The organism is Gemmatimonadaceae bacterium (genome assembly GCA_035533755.1).
Classification (GTDB): domain Bacteria; phylum Gemmatimonadota; class Gemmatimonadetes; order Gemmatimonadales; family Gemmatimonadaceae; genus JAGWRI01.
On sequence record DATLTC010000100.1, the window covers coordinates 22379 to 39201 of the forward strand.

General features: G+C 69.6%; 14 protein-coding genes. 1 reads left to right on the forward strand and 13 read right to left on the reverse strand.

All coding sequences use genetic code 11. The features are described 5' to 3' along the window. Positions 1-50: 50 nt before the first annotated feature. From VNE60_13855 to VNE60_13875, 5 genes are read right to left on the reverse strand one after another with little or no spacing between them, the layout of a single operon-like run. Positions 51-1223, reverse strand: a complete 1173-nt coding sequence (locus VNE60_13855) for a PilT/PilU family type 4a pilus ATPase (protein ID HVB32605.1) — start codon at positions 1221-1223, stop codon at positions 51-53. After that, positions 1216-1725 (reverse strand): acetyl-CoA carboxylase biotin carboxyl carrier protein, encoded by a 510-nt coding sequence (accB, locus tag VNE60_13860; GenBank protein ID HVB32606.1) that lies wholly within the window; start codon positions 1723-1725, stop codon positions 1216-1218. Before accB ends, VNE60_13855 begins: the two co-directional genes overlap by 8 nt. 31 nt (positions 1726-1756) lie before the next feature. Continuing rightward, positions 1757-2845 (reverse strand): Xaa-Pro peptidase family protein, encoded by a 1089-nt coding sequence (locus VNE60_13865; protein HVB32607.1) that lies wholly within the window; start codon positions 2843-2845, stop codon positions 1757-1759. Then, the gene (gene aroQ, locus VNE60_13870) at positions 2838-3278 is read right to left on the reverse strand and encodes a type II 3-dehydroquinate dehydratase (GenBank protein ID HVB32608.1); all 441 of its coding nucleotides are present in this window, start codon (positions 3276-3278) and stop codon (positions 2838-2840) included. The genes VNE60_13865 and aroQ overlap by 8 nt, the downstream gene beginning before the upstream one ends. Then, positions 3275-5206, reverse strand: coding sequence for a tetratricopeptide repeat protein (locus tag VNE60_13875; GenBank protein ID HVB32609.1), 1932 nt, complete (start codon positions 5204-5206; stop codon positions 3275-3277). The genes aroQ and VNE60_13875 overlap by 4 nt, the downstream gene beginning before the upstream one ends. A gap of 170 nt (positions 5207-5376) precedes the next feature. Here VNE60_13875 and VNE60_13880 point away from each other — a divergent pair, with 170 nt between their 5' ends. Beyond that, positions 5377-7218 carry a peptidyl-prolyl cis-trans isomerase gene (locus VNE60_13880; GenBank protein ID HVB32610.1) on the forward strand — a complete coding sequence of 614 codons (1842 nt, stop codon included), beginning with the start codon at positions 5377-5379 and terminating at the stop codon, positions 7216-7218. Positions 7219-7295: 77 nt separating this feature from the next. On the opposite strand, the gene VNE60_13885 is transcribed toward VNE60_13880, so the two are convergent. The 8 genes from VNE60_13885 to hutH all read right to left on the reverse strand — a co-directional run bounded on the left by VNE60_13885 (position 7296) and on the right by hutH (position 16818). After that, positions 7296-7559 carry a twin-arginine translocase TatA/TatE family subunit gene (locus tag VNE60_13885; protein ID HVB32611.1) on the reverse strand — a complete coding sequence of 88 codons (264 nt, stop codon included), beginning with the start codon at positions 7557-7559 and terminating at the stop codon, positions 7296-7298. A gap of 8 nt (positions 7560-7567) precedes the next feature. Next, positions 7568-7849 (reverse strand): DUF4321 domain-containing protein, encoded by a 282-nt coding sequence (locus VNE60_13890; protein HVB32612.1) that lies wholly within the window; start codon positions 7847-7849, stop codon positions 7568-7570. Continuing rightward, positions 7849-8856, reverse strand: a complete 1008-nt coding sequence (locus VNE60_13895; protein ID HVB32613.1) for a polyprenyl synthetase family protein — start codon at positions 8854-8856, stop codon at positions 7849-7851. Before VNE60_13895 ends, VNE60_13890 begins: the two co-directional genes overlap by 1 nt. Then, the gene (locus VNE60_13900; GenBank protein HVB32614.1) at positions 8853-11198 is read right to left on the reverse strand and encodes a tetratricopeptide repeat protein; all 2346 of its coding nucleotides are present in this window, start codon (positions 11196-11198) and stop codon (positions 8853-8855) included. Before VNE60_13900 ends, VNE60_13895 begins: the two co-directional genes overlap by 4 nt. Before the next feature lie 81 nt (positions 11199-11279). Next, on the reverse strand, positions 11280-12533 hold the full coding sequence (gene hutI, locus VNE60_13905; GenBank protein ID HVB32615.1) for an imidazolonepropionase: 1254 nt from the start codon (positions 12531-12533) through the stop codon (positions 11280-11282). Next, positions 12530-13525, reverse strand: a complete 996-nt coding sequence (locus tag VNE60_13910) for a radical SAM protein (protein HVB32616.1) — start codon at positions 13523-13525, stop codon at positions 12530-12532. Before VNE60_13910 ends, hutI begins: the two co-directional genes overlap by 4 nt. A 99-nt stretch (positions 13526-13624) precedes the next feature. After that, entirely contained in the window at positions 13625-15301 is a 1677-nt protein-coding gene (hutU, locus tag VNE60_13915) for a urocanate hydratase (GenBank protein HVB32617.1), read from the reverse strand. Then, positions 15298-16818, reverse strand: coding sequence for a histidine ammonia-lyase (gene hutH / locus VNE60_13920; GenBank protein HVB32618.1), 1521 nt, complete (start codon positions 16816-16818; stop codon positions 15298-15300). Before hutH ends, hutU begins: the two co-directional genes overlap by 4 nt. Between the last annotated feature and the right edge of the window lie 5 nt (positions 16819-16823).

Consider the following 16823-nt stretch of genomic DNA (forward strand, 5'->3'; position numbering starts at 1 on the left):
CGAGGCCCGTCGGCTGCTGGGGGCGTCCGTGATCATGCGACGCGCGGCGGTCAGCTCGCCGTCTCGCCCTCGAAGGGCGACCAGCTGGTATCGCTCGTTCCCGCCACACCCTGCACCCGCAGCGCGAATTCGCTCGGACTCGTGGCGTAGAACAGCGCGCTCTCGTAGGACACGATGCCGCGCGTGTAGTGCTGCATCAGCGACTGGTCGAAGGTCTGCATGCCGTACTGGACGGTGCCGTCCTTGATCAGCTCGGGGATGTTGAGAAGCTTGGTCATGTCGCGGATCTGATCGCGCACCGTGCCCGTGTTGATCAGCACCTCCGCCGCCGGGATGCGGCCCGGCTTGTCGGCCCGGGGGACCAGCCGCAGCGACACCACGGCCTGCAGCGCGCTGGCCAGCGAGAACCGCACCTCGGCCTGCTGGTGCGGCGGATAGAACGACAGCACGCGGCTGATCGTCTGGGTCGCGTCGGTGGTGTGCAGCGTGGAGAACACCAGATGCCCCGTGTCGGCCGCCTGGAGCGCCGTGTCGAGCGTGTCGAGATCGCGGATCTCGCCGATCAGGATCACGTCCGGATCCTGCCGCAACACGCGCCGCAACGCTTGCGAGAACGTGGTCGTGTCGGTGCCCACTTCCCGCTGATTGATGTGGCAGTTGATGTCGCGATGCAGGAACTCGATCGGGTCCTCGATCGTGATGATGTTCGCCTTGCGATTCTCATTGACGTGCTGGAGCATCGCCGCCAGCGCCGTCGACTTCCCCGACCCCGTGATGCCCGTGACGAGCACGAGCCCGCGCGGCTTGAGCGCGATCTCCTTGAGCACCATCGGCAGGTTCAACTCCTCGATCGTGCGCGCCTGGTACGGAATGGCGCGCATCGCGAAGCACAGCGAACCGCGCTGCTGATACACGTTCACGCGGAACCGCCCGATGCCCGGCACGCCCACCGCGAAGTCGCACTCCTTCTCTTCTGCGAACTGCTTCACCTGGCGCACGGTCATCAACTGCTCGGCCAGGGCCTTGAGGTCCTCGGGCCGCATCGGGGAGAGCTCGAGCGGCTCGAGATCGCCGTTCACGCGCAGCGTGGGCGGCCGCCCCACCTTGAGGTGCAGGTCGGAGGCCCCGCGCCGGACCAGCTGCTCGAGGACGCCCTTGAAGTTGAACGTCGACGGCGCCGCCGCGCCCGCGCCCGGATTGACGGACGACGCGGCGCTATCCATTGGGGTCGATACGGAAGAGCACCTGGCCGTACTCCACCGGCTGGGCATCCTGCATCAGCACTTCCTTCACGACCCCCGCATACTCGGACTCGATCTCGTTCATGATCTTCATCGCCTCGATGATGCAGAGAATCTGCCCCTTGGCCACCCGCGAGCCCACCGAGACGTAGGGTTTCGCCCCCGGCTCCGGCGCGTGGTAGAAGGTGCCCACCATCGGCGACTTCACCTCGAGGCCGGCCGGCGCGGGCGCGGTCTTGGGCGCGCCTTCCCCCTCGCCCAGCATCGCCGCGAACCCCTGCGACGGGGTCGTCCGGCCTTCGACGGCCGGACCCTGGATCATCGGCGGCATCTGCACCGGGGCCGTCATCTGCACGGTCCCGCGCTGCGATGGGGTCTTCGAAATCCGGATCTTCAGTCCCTTGTCGGACGAGATCTCGATCGAATCCACCGTCGAGCCATCTATGATGTCGATGAGTTTCTTTACGTAGCGAAGGTCGATCATAAGGGTCGTTGAAATGGCGCGGACTGCCGCGTCACACCAGCTCGACTAACTCCCGGGGAATATCCGTCAGGACGCGCGGTCCGTGCGCACCCAGCCAAACGTCATCTTCGATTCTCACCCCGCCCCACCCGGGCCGGTACACGCCCGGCTCGATGGTCACCACTGCTCCCTGCGGGAGCACCTGCTCGGCCGTCCGGGCCAGGCGGGGCGCTTCGTGCACCTCCAGCCCGATCCCGTGCCCCAGGCTGTGCCCGAACAGCTCCCCCAGCCCGTGCCGCTCAATGTAGCTCCGCGCGACCGCGTCGGCATCCCGCCCGGTCATCCCGGCGTGCACCGCCGCCGAGGCCAACCGGTTCGCCTCGCGGACGACTTCGTACACCTCCCGCTGCTCCGCGCTGGCGCGCCCCACCACCACGGTCCGCGTGACGTCGGAAACATACCCGTCCACCGAGGCCCCGAAGTCGAACAGCAGGAAGTCCCCCACCGCCACCCGGTGCCCCGTGGGCTGCGCGTGCGGCAGCGCCGAACGTGCCCCCGCCGCAACGATCGACGGGAACGCGAACCCCTCGCTCCCCTCGTCCCGTAGCGCGTGCTCCAGCAGCCCGGCCACGGCCAGCTCGGTCATCCCGGCACGCACTGCGGGCAACGTGCGCGCGAGTGCCCGGCCCGCCACGTCCACGGCCCGCTGGATGCACGCCACCTCGCCCTCGTCCTTCCGCTCCCGCAGGCGCTCCACCAGGTCCGACGTCGCCCGCCACTGCCAGCGGCTGCCCGCCTCGAGGAGCCGCTGGAAATCCCGATGCACGATGTGCGGCGACTCGAAACCCACCACCTTCACGCCGCCCATCGCCCCCAGGTGCTCCCACAGGCCGCTCCAGAGGCTCACCGGCTCGATCACGACGCGCGCCAGCGCGCCCACCTCGTCCACCACCTGCGTCTGGTAGCGGAAATCGGTGATCAGTAGCGTGTCGCGCGGCGTGACCACCACCAACGCGCTCGACCCGGAGAATCCGGTCAGATACCGGATGTTCGCCAGGCCCGTCACCAGCAGCGCGTCCAACTGCGCCGCCGTGACGGCATCGGACAGCGCGGCCAGTCGCCGCGGACGTGCGTCAGCCACGGGGCGCCAGGTGGGCCGCCAGCCCGCGCAGAGCCAGTTCGTAGCCGAACACGCCCAGTCCATACACGACGCCGATCGCGGCCGGCGCGAGCATCGACCGCTGGCGCTCCGGCTCGCGGGCGTAGACGTTGGTGATGTGCACCTCGACGAACGGAATCGCGACCGCCGAAAGCGCATCGCGGATCGCCAGACTGGTGTGGCTGTACGCCCCGGCGTTGACCACCGCGCCGTGCACCCGCGACCGCCATTCCTGGATGACGTCCACCAGGGCGCCCTCTCCGTTCCGCTGCGCGAATTCGATCTCGAAGTTCAGCGCGCGCGCCACGTCGCCCAGCTTCCGCTCCACGTCGGCCAGCGAGTCGTGCCCATACAGCGCCGGCTCGCGTGTGCCGAGGAGATTCAGGTTTGGGCCGTTCAGGACGGCGATTCTCACCGCTTCTTCAACCCGTCGAGCCACGAATTGAACTGCTCGATGTCCTCGGCCGCCGATTCCGACGGCTGCCCCTGCGCCGGAGTCTCGTTCACCGCCGCCCCCCGCGCAGGCGTTCCGCCCGCGAAGAACCGGTCGAACGAGAATCCGGCCGGTGCCGGCGACGGCGGCGGCAACGGCTCGCGAAACACCGAGTCGAGCGAGAGTTCGGTGGTCGCGCGCCGAGCCGGCGCGCCGGACATCGGCGGCGTCGGCGTGGCCGAATCGTCCACCACGACGCCGAACGCGCCCGCCAGCGTGGCCGCCGCACCCTGATCCTCGGCGGTCCCGCCCCCCCCACCGAACAGCGCGTCGATCGTCCCACCGCGCTCCGCGGGTACCGTCGGGCCCGCGTCCGGCGCGCCGGCAGCGAACACCTCCACGCTTTCCTCGGTGAACGTCACCGACTGCTCCTCCACCACCACCGCCTCGGCGATCGGGTCGGTCTCCGTCACGGCGGCACCGGACCGCGGCACCCATCGCGCCAGCCCGCCCAGGAATTCGCGGATGGACGGTCCGGCGTCCGCCATCGGCTCCGGCGGCACTTCCACCGGCGCCTCAGGCGCCTCAGGCACCACGGCCGCATCCGCCACCGGGGCCACGGGGGCCTCCGGCGCAGGAATGGCCGCCATCGGAATGGCCGGCGTCGGCGCCGTCATTGCCTCCACCCGATCGATCTTGGCCTGCAACCCCGGGTCTCCAGGCCGCGCGTCCAGTATCTGCCTGTACACACGCAGCGCGTCGCCATAGTGGCCCTGCGACAAGTACAACTCGGCCATCGTCTCGGTGGCGAACGGGTCGCTTGGCTTCTCGGCCTCGGCGACCACCGGGGCCCCGGGGGCGTCGGGAGCCTCGAATGCCAGGTTCGGCAACTCGTCCACGGCCGGTGTCGGTGCTGCCGAGGCGAGTGGGGGTTCTGGGGACGCCGCCGGCTCCATGTCGCCCGGAATCTCCATCTCAGCGTCGATGCCCTCGATCGCGGCAATCGCCTCGGCCGAACCGGCGGCCGGCTCGTCCCCCCGGTCATCCACCGTCTCGATGCGTTCTGGCTCGGTGGTGAACATCTCGTCGTCGGCCCGTTCGAATTCCATGCCGAGGGACTGCAGCGACGCACGGGGTGTGCTCACGCGTGGCACCACGGCCGTCTCGGCCACGATCCGCAGGTCGTCCAGATCCAGCAGCTCCTCGGCCGGCGGCGCAGCGCCCCGCGGCGGCTCCGGTGGAGCCTCGGCCACACGCTCCGAGGTCGCAGGCTCCGGTTCCGCCGCGACGGGCTCCGGCTCCGGCGCGGGCATGGCCGGCTCGATCTCGAGCGCGGCAGACTCGACGACCGGCGGCTCCGCGGCGGCCGTGGCCTCCCCGGCCGCGGGGGGCTGGACCGGCTCCAGCCCCGGCAGGGAGATCTCCCCGATGATGAGCATGCCGGACGGCCCGGGCTCGGCCGCCTGGGCGCCCTCTGGTGCCGCGTCCGGAGGAGCCGCCGGTGCCGGCGCGGCCTCGGCCAGCGACGTGAGGACGGCGGCGATCTCGTCGTTCCGCGGATCGGCGTCGAGCACGCGCTGGTACCACGCCCGCGCGGAGTCGACGTCGCCCAGCCCTCGAGAGATGTCCCCCAGGTAGCGGAGCGCGATCAGATTCTCGGGGTCGAGGCTGAGCGCCATGTCGAACACCGACTTCGCCTCTTCGAACTGCTGGGCGTCGAACAGCGCCTGCCCGTACACGATGTGTCCACTCATGTGTCCGGGCTGCTGCGGCAAGAACTCCCGGCAGATGGCGATCGCCTGGTCGGGATCGCCTGCCTTGCGGTACTCATTCGCCAATGGGGCGAAATAGCGCCGGGGGTTCTCGTCGAATTTCTTTTTCAGTTCATCGATGCGAGCTGAACTCGCCATGGGGGGCCTCGATCAGGCGGCAGGCGGTGGGAGTCGGAACAATACTTATTGCAGACAGTCCAAGTCAATCAGAAGTCACACTCCGACTTGATTTTAGGCCCGTCCACCGGATACCTTTTTCTGCTCTGCTTTTCGGTCGCAACCATCGTTCGCATCAGGAGTAACGCCGCGTGCTGCACACCATGCGGAGTTGGGCCAGGTACATCTGGGTCTTCGTCATCGCGGGCCCATTCGTCATCGGCTTCCTTCTCTACCAGACATCCGGCCTAGGCACCACGGCCGCCGTGACCCCGAGTACAGCCGTGGCCAAGGTGGACGGCCATGAAATCCTGTACACGGCGTACGAGCAGACCGTGCAGAACCAGGTGCAGTCCGAGCAGCAGTCGGCCGGCCGCACGCTGACCCAGGACGAAGAGCAGCAGATCGAGAATTCCGTCTTCGATCAGATGGTCACGCAGATCCTGCTCGATCAAGAATACAAGCGGCGCGGCATCTCGGTGACCGCCGACGAGATTCGCGAATACGCCAAGTACGCGCCCCCGTCCTGGATCCAGCAGAGCCCCGATCTCCAGACGGACGGCAAGTTCGACATGGCCAAGTACCAGCGCCTGCTGCAGAGTCCGGCGGCGCGCGAGAGCGGGCTGCTCGTGCAACTCGAGACCTACTACCGCACCGAGATCCCGAAGCAGAAGCTGTTCGAGCAGATCACGAGCGGCGTGTACGTGACCGACGCCGAGCTCTGGCGCGCCTGGCAGGACGCGCACGACAGTGCCTCGGTGAGCTACGTCGCGTGGAGCAACGTGCCCGACTCGTCCGACCTGAAGTCGGCGACCGACGCCGAGATGCACGCGTATTACGATGCGCACCATGACGAATTCACCCGGCCAGGCGTGGCCGTGCTCTCCGTGGTCGAGATTCCGCGCGTCACCACGGCCGCCGATAGCGCCGCCGTGCGCAACCACCTGCTGGCGCTCCGGGCCGAGATCACCTCCGGCAAGTCCACGTTCGCCGACGTCGCCAAGCGCGAGTCCACGGACACGGCGTCGGCCCCCAACGGCGGCGAGCTGGGCAAGGCCGTGAAGGGGAAGTTCGTGCCGGCGTTCGACAGCGTGGCGTGGAAGCTCAAGCCGGGAGAGATCTCGGGTCCGGTGCTCACGCCCTTCGGCTACCATCTCATCGAGGTGGATTCGCGCAAGGGCGACACGATCTCGGTGCGGCACATCCTGCTCCCGATCCAGCCCAGCGACTCGAGCACCGCGCGCACCGACCGCGAGGCCGACGATCTGGCCAAGATCGCCGCGAATTCCGAAGACCCCACCAAGCTCGACAGCGCCGCGGCCCAGCTCAAGCTGACCATCTACAAGATCACGGCGTCCGAAGGCCAGCCGGCCACGCTCAACGGCGTCCAGGTGCCGAGCGTGAGCGCGTGGGCGTTCACGGGCACCAAGAAGGGCGAGGTGAGCGATCTCTACGACAGCGACAACGGCTACTTCCTGGCGCGGCTCGACACGCTCACGCCGGGTGGCCTGCGGAGTTTCGACGCCGTGCAGGACGAACTCCGTTCCGCGGTCGCGGCGCAACACCACCTTGATCGGATGATGGCGCCGGCCACGGCATTCGCCACCGCCGCCGCGTCGTCAACCCTCGAAGCCGCGGCGCAGAAGATGAACCTCCACGTCCAGAAGACGGCGGTGATGTTCACGCGCACGGCGTTCGTGCCGGGTCTCGGGGGCCAGTACACGCGCGCCATCGGCGCCGCGTTCGGGCTTCCCCTGGGCGCGGTCAGCCAACCGGTGCGCGGCGAAACACAGATCACGGTCCTTCGCGTGGATCGCCGCGTGAGTGCCGACAGCGCCGCGTGGGCCAAGCAGAAGGACGTGCAGCGTCAGCAGCGGCTCAACCAGCTGCAGCAGGCGCGCCTGCAGATGTTCCTCCAGGACCTGCACGACTCGGCCAAGATCGACGACCGTCGCAAGCAGATCGACGCGGCCACGCGGCACGCCGCGAGCTGAGTCCGGCCCCGAATGCTCAAACGGCGCCCCGGCCAGAAGCCGGGGCGCCGTTTTGTCTGCGCGAGCCGCGCGTTGGTTCAGATCAACCGCTTGGGTTCGCGCACCGGCTCGTCCGCGGCATTGGCCCGCGCCACCGGCTCGCCCGGCGCCATCCGGTCGATGCGGCGCTCCTCTTCGGGCTCCGTCACCTGCCGCTGCACGTCGTTGATGCTGCGCTTGAATTCGCGAATGCCCTTGCCCAGCGAGGCCCCGATCTCGGGCACGCGCTTGGCGCCGAACAGCACGAGCACGATCGCCAGGACAACGAGCCACTCCATGACGCCGAAGTTACCGAAATTCATATCGTCTCCTAGAAGAGCGATCGTGCGATGAGGTAGGCAACGAGCACCCCGACCAGACTGAGCAGCGAGACGTCGAGGGCCACCGGGCCTACACTGAACTTGATGATGATGAGGTCGATGGGCAACGGCCCGATCGATGGCGTGACCCCCGTGGTCAGGAATTCCTTCACCGCGCCGGCCGGCAGCCAGAGCCTCGCGATCTGCGTGAACGCGCCGCCGACGATGAACCCGATGGCGAGCACCAGCGCGTGGAAGCCTGGGCGATGTCTGGACGATCCGCGCGGCGGCATCACCAGCGCCGGTCGGTGACGTACGCGATCGCGTCGACGAGGGCGGCGCGCGCGGGAGACGGCGGCACCGCGGCCAGCGCATCTTCGGCCTCGATCGCGAACTGCTCGCCGCGGCGCCGCGCGGCGTCGATCCCGCCGGCCTCGGCCACGATGCCCATCACGTCCTGGATCGCCTCGTCCGACGGTTGGTCGTCGGAGAACAGCTGGTCCACGCGGCGGCGCGCCGCCGCCGACAACGCCGGCAGCACCGCGATGAGGGGCAGCGTGACCTTGTGTTCCCGCAGATCGTTGCCCGACGGCTTGCCGGTGACCGACTCGTCCTCGGTATAATCGAGGATGTCGTCGATGATCTGGAACGCCATGCCCAGCCGGTCGCCGTAGCGGGCCAGCGCGTCGCGGAACCGCGGCGCGCCGCACAGCGCGCCGCTCTCGCACGCCGCCGAGAGCAGCGACGCCGTCTTGGCGCGGATGAGCAGAAAGTACTCGTCCTCGCCGAAGCTCAGCGCATCGATGGCCGCCAATTGCCGCATCTCGCCCATGCTCAGCTCGCTCGACACGTCGGTGATCACGCGCAGGACGTCGAAGTCACGCACCGTGACCAGCGCCCGCAGGGCCCGGGAATAGAGGAAGTCCCCCATGATCACCGACACCTGATGACTGAACATCGAGTTGACGGTGGGCAGGCCGCGGCGCGTGGCCGAGTGATCCACCGAGTCGTCGTGCACGAGGGTGGCCAGATGCATGAGCTCGATGACCGCGGCGAGCGTGACGGCGCGCGGCTCGGGCTTGCCTTCGAGGTCGCTGGCCAGCAGCAGGAGCGTGGGCCGGAACATCTTGCCGCGCATGCCCAGGAGGTGGGCGCTCACCTGCTCCACCATCGCGAGGTCGGAGGTGATCATGCGATGCATCTCTTCGACCACGCGCTCGAGCCGGTCCATGACCGGGGCCTGGATGCCGCGGAGCGCGTCGGTCATCGGCGACCGCGGGCGGGCGATGACGCCGCTCACCGGCCGGCCTTCTCGAGGGCGTTCATCCGCTCCCCGACGTCACGGAACTGGATGTCGACGACGAAGATGCGCTGATAGTAGGTGATGGCGTCGGCGGGCCTGCCCAGTTCTTCGCAGGCGCGGCCCAGCAGGTACAGCACGCCGACGAGTTGATCGTCGCTCATGCCCTTCTCGAGGAGCGCGCGGCCCAGCAGCGTGGCCGCCATCTGGTACTGCGCCTTTTCCATGAAGCACTGGCCGATGGACTCGTACGTGCGCACGCGCTTGTCGGCGCCACGCAGGGCCTTCTGGAATTCGGAGATCGCCTCGTCGAGCAGTCCCATCTCCTTGTACGCGATGCCCAGGTCGTAGTGGCTCTGGTAGTCCTCTTCCTCGACGTTCTCGGCCACGCCCTGCTTGAACTTCTTGAGCATGTCCGCGAAGTCGGCCTCCTCGTCGCCGGTCGGCTCTTCCTCGGCCACGACCATGCGCGTGTCCTTGGCCGGCTCCTCCTCCCGCATGAGATCGCCCAGATTGACGAACGATCCGCCATCGCGCGGCGTCTCCACGGGACGCGACTTGCGCTCGCCCGCGGGCGCGCCGTGCCCCTGCGCCGCGTCGGCCGCCGGGACTTCGGGCAACGCGCTGAGGGCCGCCTGGGCCCGCAGGTCGTTGGGCGAGAGATCCAGCACACGCCGGTAGATCACGCGCGCCTTGTCGGCCTGGTCGCCGCGGAACAGCGCGTCGGCCAACTCCAGATACGCGTCGACCAGGCGCCGCTTGTCGTTGGACCGGAACGCGTATTCCACGCGCTTCTGGTAGTGCTTCACGGAACCCGGATCGGCGCGCACGATCTCGTCGGCCATCGAGGCGGCGGCGTCGAGATTGCCGTCGCGCTCGTAGCCGCGCATGGCCGTCTCGAACGCGTGGAGACCACCCTCGCGGTCGCCCGCCTCGAGCATCGCTTCGCCCAACTCGCGGTGCGCATCCCAGTCCTCCGGCGCGCCCTCCACCACGGCGTGCAGCATCTCCACCGAATGCGCCGCGAGCAGGGTCGAGGCCCGGCCGACGTCCGAGATCCGGCCCGCGGTCATGCCCTCGCTCGGCGTCGCCTCCATCTCGGCGGCCCGCACTTCGCCGGAGGGGCGCCCGGGCTCCTCGAAGTCCATGAGGGGCAGCCCGGCCGTGGGGGACGCGGATGCCGGCGTGGCGCTCGACCGCGGCGTCGGCATCGGCAGGGTGGGCGCCGCATCATCCGGCAGGATCAACTCGAGCGCCGGGCCCTCGATGTCCGCGTCCACCTCGGTTTCGGCTTCGACGGCGGCTTCGGCTTCCGCGGGCAGCTCCGGCTCGGGCTCGAACAGCGAAGTCGGCTCCAGGTCGACCAGCGACGCGGGGAAGGCGCCCGTGGCGCGGGCGTCGAAAGACGTCGCCTCCAGTCCGGCGAGGGGCGCCGCGTCCTGCGCCGCGCCGGCATCGGTGCCGGCCGCGAGGTCGGTCGCTCGCGTCACCCCATCGAGCGCCGCTGCGTCGGCCTCATGGGCGGTGACCGCACCGGCCACGTGCGTGGGCTCCACGATCGATGGGGCCACGGGCGGCGTCGCGCGCGGGGCCGCCGGAGGAGGCGGCGCGGCAGGCGACGGTGCGCCCATCTGCGTGCTCATGCGCGCCGGACGCGGCGCTTCGTTCAGATCCAGGAAGACCAGATCCTGCGCCTTGGTCTCGAGCGGCGTGTCGCCGGCGCGCACTTCGGCGTCGGGATCGATGGAGCGAATGCGCTCGGCCGTGGCTTCCGCTTCGGACTTGCGATCCTCCGCCATGTAGCGCTGGTAGAGGAGCTGCAACTGCTGCACCGCCTCGGGCGCCTTGCCCACCTTCTGCAGCTGGTCGGCGAGCATCAGGCGGATGTCGTCCTGATCCGGGCAGAGATCGGCGAACTCCTTGAGCGCGCGGAAGGCCTCGTCGAGCTTGCCGGCCTTCTGCATGCGATCGGCGAATTCGAGGAAGTTCCGCTTGGCGTCGGCCGTGAACCCCTTCTGGGCGCTGATCTTGCCGAGCTTGTAGTAGACGCTCGTGCGCCCCGGAGACTGGCGGAGGATCTTGTTGCAGAGCGCGATGGCGTTGTTGAAGAAGCCACCCTCGCTGTAGTGGTCGACGGCCTTTTCGTAGTAGTCGACCGCGTCGGCCACATTCCCCTGTTTGAGGAGCAGGTCGCCCACCCGATTGAACAGGGCGACGTCCATCTCCTCGGGGCTGGCCTCGTACTCCGTCAGCAGCTCGATATACGCGGAGAGCGCCTTGTCCGGCTGCCGCTTGAGCTCGAATTCGGCCGCCTTCTTTTTGAGCTTGGCGATGTTCGACATCAGCGCCCGGAAGGCTTCAGGAGAAGGGCCGACGGTGATCCTCGTCGGGGGGAGACGAACGTAATAACCTACCGCTAAGTGCTACCAGTCACAAGGTTTGCCCCGCACCCAGGACCGCCGGTACAGCTGCGCGCCAAACCAGTATGGGAGTTCACGATAGTCCTCGGCGTCGAACAGCGCGAGGTCGGCCGAGAATCCTGGGGCAATCTGCCCCACCGACCCGGCCAGGCCGAGCGCGGCCGCGCCGTTCACGGTGGCCGCCACCAGGGCCTCGGCGGCGCTCAACCGCAGTTGGCTCACGGCCAGCGTGAGCACGGTGGGAAAGTGGAGAGTGGGCGACGTGCCAGGATTGAAATCGGTGGCGAGGGCCACGGGGACGCCGGCCTCGATCAACCGGCGCGCCGGCGCCTGGGCCGGCCGGCCGAGGAAGGTCATCGTGGCCGGCAGGAGGGTGGCCACGGTGTGGGCGCCGGCCAGGGCGGCGATCCCGGCATCCGATATCGCGGCCAGGTGGTCGGCCGACGTGGCATCGAGGGCCGCCGCGAGCTCGGCGCCGCCGGAGGGACTCAGTTCGTCGGCGTGCAGCTTGAGTTCGAGTCCGGCACCGCGCGCCGCCTCGAGGATCTCGCGCGATTCGGCCGCCGTGTACACGTGGGTCTCGCAGAACACGTCCGCGAACACGGCCAGGCGCTCGGCGGCGACCCGCGGAATGAGTTCGTGGATGAGCAGATCGATATAGGCGCGGCGCGACCGGGGCGACCCACGGTGCTCGAGCGGCACCTCATGGGCGCCGAGGAACGTGGGCACGATCCGGAGCGGCAGGTCGGCGGCGAGCCGGCGAATGACGCGCAGCATCTTGAGCTCGTCGTCCACGGTGAGCCCGTACCCCGACTTCACCTCGACCGTCGTCACGCCGCTCCGGGCGAGTTGGCGCAGGCGGGCCGCGGCCAGCGTGTAGAGGTCGGTCTCGTCGCGCGCGCGGAGATCGCGCACCGAGGCGTGAATCCCGCCGCCGCGGCGCGCGATCTCCATGTAGTCCAGGCCGGCGGCGCGCATCTCGTGCTCGGCGTACCGTCCGCGGCCGAAGATCGCGTGGGTGTGCGAATCGACGAATCCCGGGGTGAGGAGGCCGCGCTCGCAGTCGATGAGTTCGGCATCGGGATAGGCGCGGCGCACGGCATCCTCCGGGCCCACGGCGTCGACGAGGCCGTTGCGCACCGCCACCGCGTGGCCGCTGCGCGGCGCGGCATCGGCCATCGCCGCACCACGGCGCGCCTCGGCGGGACCGGCGCACGTGAGCACCTGTGTCGCGTTGACGAGCAGGAATTCCGTCATACCGCCCCTCCGGCGCGCGTCGAGCCCATCACATCCTGCACCCGCGACCATTCCAGCGGGGCCTGCGCCTCGCCCCGGCACGCATAATAGCAGGCATTGCACTTGATGGGTTGATAGCGTCGGAAGTCACGCCAGTGGAAATCGGTGGGAAAATCGGGGCACCGCTTGACGTGTCCCACCGGATCCACGTGGATGGTGCGAATGCCCGACCGGCAGGGCTCGCGCAGCGCGCCGCGCACGTAGCGTGGGATCTGCCGCAGGTAGTAGTCGGAACTGGTGATCACGCCGCGATGCCGGCGCTTGAACGCGAGCAGCGCGGCGACCAGTTCGTCGAGCTCGCGGCCGTGCGCGTCGCCCAGCCGGTAGGCGTCGTTGCCGTTCTTGGCGTCGGTGTACACGCTGAGATTGACGCCGGCGCCGATCTCCCACGCCCGCTCCACGATCGGGAGGATCTGGTCGAGGTTGTCGTTCTTGATCACCGTATTGAACCGGATGTTGTCGACCCCCAGGGCCAGCATGCCGGGCACGGCGGCGAAGATCCGGTCGGTGAGCCCGGGAATGCCGCGGGCCGAGTCGTGACGCCCGTCCAGATAATCGAGCGAGATGTTGAACTGGTGCACGCCGGCATCCCAGAGCGAGCGGGCGCGCGCCGGCGTGAGCATGGCGCCGTGGGTGATGAGGGCCACGTACTTGAGGCGCACGGCGGCCGACACCGCGCTCACGATGGACTCCAGATCGCGCCGCATGAGCGGTTCGCCGCCGGTGAACGTGACCATCATCGGATTGAAGAACCGGGCCGCGTCGGCGAAGCTCGCCAGCTCCTGGTCGCGGGCGCTGGGATGGGTCTTCCAGTAGTCGCAGAAGCCGCAGCGCGCATTGCAGCGCAGCGTGACTTCGAAGTGCACGAGGACCGGCATCCGGCGCATCGTGAGCCAGGCGTACTTGCCGATGAACAGCGGAACGTGCCAGGGCCTGAAGCGCGAAGAGAGCATGGACTCGGATGAATGCGGGGGATGGCGCAACGGGCGGGCGGCGGCGTGCGATTCGGGGCCCCGCGCCGACGGCCCGCTGCCGACTGCCTGCTGCGGCGGCTATCCGATCATCGGCAGCGTGATCCCCTCGCGCCGGGCCGTGACCACCGCCTCTTCGTACCCCGCGTCGGCGTGGCGCGCCACGCCGATGCCGGGGTCGTTGGTGAGCACGCGCTCCAGCCGTACCCGCATCTCCGGCGTGCCGTCGGCCACGATCACCTGGCCGGCGTGCAGGGAGTTGCCGATGCCCACGCCGCCGCCGTGATGGAACGACACCCACGACGCGCCGCTGGCCACGTTGAGCATCGCGTTCAGGATCGGCCAGTCGGCCACGGCGTCGCTGCCGTCCAGCATCTTCTCGGTCTCGCGGAACGGCGACGCCACGCTCCCGGTGTCGAGGTGGTCGCGTCCGATGACGATCGGCGCCGAGAGCTCGCCGCGGGCCACGAGGTCGTTGAGCGCGATGCCGAACCGGGCGCGTTCTCCCTGCCCCAGCCAGCAGATCCGTGCCGGGAGCCCCTGGAACTGCACGCGCTCCTGGGCCAGCGTGATCCACCGCCGCAGCTGTTCGTCGTGCGGGAACAGTTCGAGGATCAGCGCGTCGGTGCGACGCAGGTCCTCGGGGTCGCCGGACAACGCCACCCAGCGGAACGGCCCCTTCCCTTCGCAGAACAGCGGCCGCACGTACTCGGGAATGAACCCCGGGATGTCGAACGCGCGGGCCACGCCGCGATCGAACGCCACGGTCCGGATGTTGTTCCCGTAGTCGAACGCCACGGCGCCGCGCGCCTGCAGGGCGAGCATCGCGCGCACGTGCGCGGCGATGGACTGCTCGGCCAGTTCCACGTAGCGCGCCGGATCGGCGCGCCGCAGTTCCGCGGCTTCGGCGAGCGTGTGGCCGGCGGGCACGTAGCCGTTGAGCGTATCGTGGGCGCTGGTCTGGTCGGTGACCGCGTCGGGCACCACGCCACGGGCGACGAGCTCGGGCAGCAGTTCCGCCGCGTTGCCCACGAGGCCCACCGAGAGCGCGCGCTTGGCCGCCCGCGCGTCGTCGATGAGGGCCAGGGCGGCGTCGAGCGTGTGCGCCTTGCGGTCGCAGTAGCCCGTGGCGATCCGCTTGTCGATGCGGGCCTCGTCGACTTCGACGCCGAGGATCGCCGCGCCGTGCATCGTCGCCGCGAGCGGCTGGGCGCCCCCCATGCCGCCCAGCCCGGCGGTGAGCACGAACCGTCCCGCCAGGGTGCCGCCGAAGTGCCGGCGCGCCATGGCGCCGAACGTCTCGTAGGTGCCCTGGAGAATGCCCTGCGACCCGATGTAGATCCACGACCCGGCGGTCATCTGGCCGAACATCGTCAGCCCGGCGCGCTCGAGTTCGCGGAAGTGCTCCCAGGTGGCCCAACGCCCCACGAGATTGGCGTTGGCGATGAGCACGCGGGGCGCCCCGGCGTGGGTGCGGAATACCGCCACCGGCTTGCCGCTCTGCACGAGCAGCGTCTCGTCGTGCTCGAGCGCGCGCAGCGACCGCACGATCGCGTCGAACGCCTCCCAGCTCCGCGCCGCGCGCCCCGTGCCGCCATAGACCACGAGATCGTCGGGGCGTTCGGCCACCTCGGGATCGAGGTTGTTCATCAGCATGCGGAGCGCGGCCTCCTGCTGCCAGCCCTTGCACGAGATCGTGCTGCCGCGCGGCGCGCGCACCGGCCGGGCGCCGGCGCGGGGTACGAGGGCGTCCGTCATCGTCCGCTCGGCGCGGGGGCGAAATGATCGCCGGCGATCGCGTCGGCGAGCCGCGTGATATCGCCGGAGAGCACGCGATCATCCTCGAGCGTGGCGACTATCGCGCGCACGGCGCGATGCGCCCGGGCGACGCCGCGTCCCGGCGCCAGCGGCGCCCGGTAGTCCAGGCCCTGCGCGGCGCACATGAGCTCGATGGCCAGCACATAACGCACGTTCTGGACGACGCGCCGGAGCTTCCACGCCGCGGCCATCGCCATCGGCACCACGTCTTCCTTGTTCCCGTCGGTGGGGATGGTGTCCACGCTCGCCGGATGCGCGAGCACCTTGCACTCGCTGGCGATGGACGCCGCCGTCACCTGCGCCATCATGAAGCCGGAGTTCACGCCGGCGTCGCGGGCCAGGAAGGGCGGCAGCCCCTGATTGAGATCGGGGTGCACCAGGCGATCGATCCGGCGTTCCGACATCGTGGCCAGATTGGTGAGCGCGATCGCCAGCACGTCGAGCGCCAGCGCCACGGCCTGGCCGTGGAAGTTGCCGCCGCTGAGGAGCGTGCCGTCTTCAAACACGAGCGGATTGTCGGTGGCCGCATTGAGCTCGCGCGACACGAGACCCGTGGCGAACTCCATCGCGTCGAGCACCGGACCGTGCACCTGCGGCATGCACCGCAACGAGTAGGCGTCCTGCACCCGCGGATCGCCCACCCGGTGCGACTCGCGAATCTCGCTGCCCTCGAGCAGGTCGCGCAGCAGCGCCGCCGACGTGATCTGCCCCGCCTGGCCGCGCACCGCTTGGATGCGGGCATCGAACGCCACCGGCGTCCCGAGCAGCGCTTCCAGCGTCATCGCGCCCGCCACGTGCGCCACATGCCAGAGCTGCCGGGCGTCCGTCAGGGCCAGGGCGGCGATGCCGGTGTGGGCCTGCGTGCCGTTGATCAGCGTGAGCCCCTCCTTGGGGCCCAGGACGACCGGCGCCAGCGCGGCCGCGCGCAACATCTCGGTGGCGGGGCCCCGCGCGTCGCCGCGGAACAGATCCCCCTCGCCGATCATCGACAGGGCGAGATGAGCCAGGGGGGCGAGGTCTCCGCTCGCCCCCACGCTCCCCTGCTCCGGCACCGGCGGGTAGAGACCCGCGTTCAGCATGCCGATCAACAGCTCGGGGAGTTCCGGCCGCGCGCCCGAATGGCCTTTGCTGATCACGTTGGCGCGCAGCAACATCATCGCCCGCACCTCGCGCTCGGGGAGCAGCGCCCCCACGCCCGCCGAGTGGCTGCGCACGAGGCTCACCTGCAGTTCGGCCAGCCGGTGGTGCGGAATGGCGACGTCGGACAGCTTGCCGAAGCCGGTGGTCACGCCGTACACGACGGCGTTGCGCTCCACCAGCTGCGCGACCACGGCCTGGGTGCGCCGGATGCGCTCCCGCGCCGCGGGGGCGAGGGTCACCGGCGCGCGGTCCGCGGCCACCGCCGCCACGTCCTCGATGGCGAGCGAATTGCCGTCCAATACCACGGGCCGTGTCATGGGCC

Coding starts and splice junctions, on each gene's coding strand:
- VNE60_13910 (HVB32616.1), bottom strand. CDS start 13,525: ATGCTCTCTTCGCGCTTCAGGCCCTGGCACGTTCCGCTGTTCATCGGC.
- VNE60_13890 (HVB32612.1), bottom strand. CDS start 7,849: ATGCCGCCGCGCGGATCGTCCAGACATCGCCCAGGCTTCCACGCGCTG.
- VNE60_13900 (HVB32614.1), bottom strand. CDS start 11,198: ATGTCGAACATCGCCAAGCTCAAAAAGAAGGCGGCCGAATTCGAGCTC.
- hutH (HVB32618.1), bottom strand. CDS start 16,818: ATGACACGGCCCGTGGTATTGGACGGCAATTCGCTCGCCATCGAGGAC.
- VNE60_13855 (HVB32605.1), bottom strand. CDS start 1,223: ATGGATAGCGCCGCGTCGTCCGTCAATCCGGGCGCGGGCGCGGCGGCG.
- hutU (HVB32617.1), bottom strand. CDS start 15,301: ATGACGGACGCCCTCGTACCCCGCGCCGGCGCCCGGCCGGTGCGCGCG.
- hutI (HVB32615.1), bottom strand. CDS start 12,533: ATGACGGAATTCCTGCTCGTCAACGCGACACAGGTGCTCACGTGCGCC.
- VNE60_13885 (HVB32611.1), bottom strand. CDS start 7,559: ATGAATTTCGGTAACTTCGGCGTCATGGAGTGGCTCGTTGTCCTGGCG.
- accB (HVB32606.1), bottom strand. CDS start 1,725: ATGATCGACCTTCGCTACGTAAAGAAACTCATCGACATCATAGATGGC.
- VNE60_13875 (HVB32609.1), bottom strand. CDS start 5,206: ATGGCGAGTTCAGCTCGCATCGATGAACTGAAAAAGAAATTCGACGAG.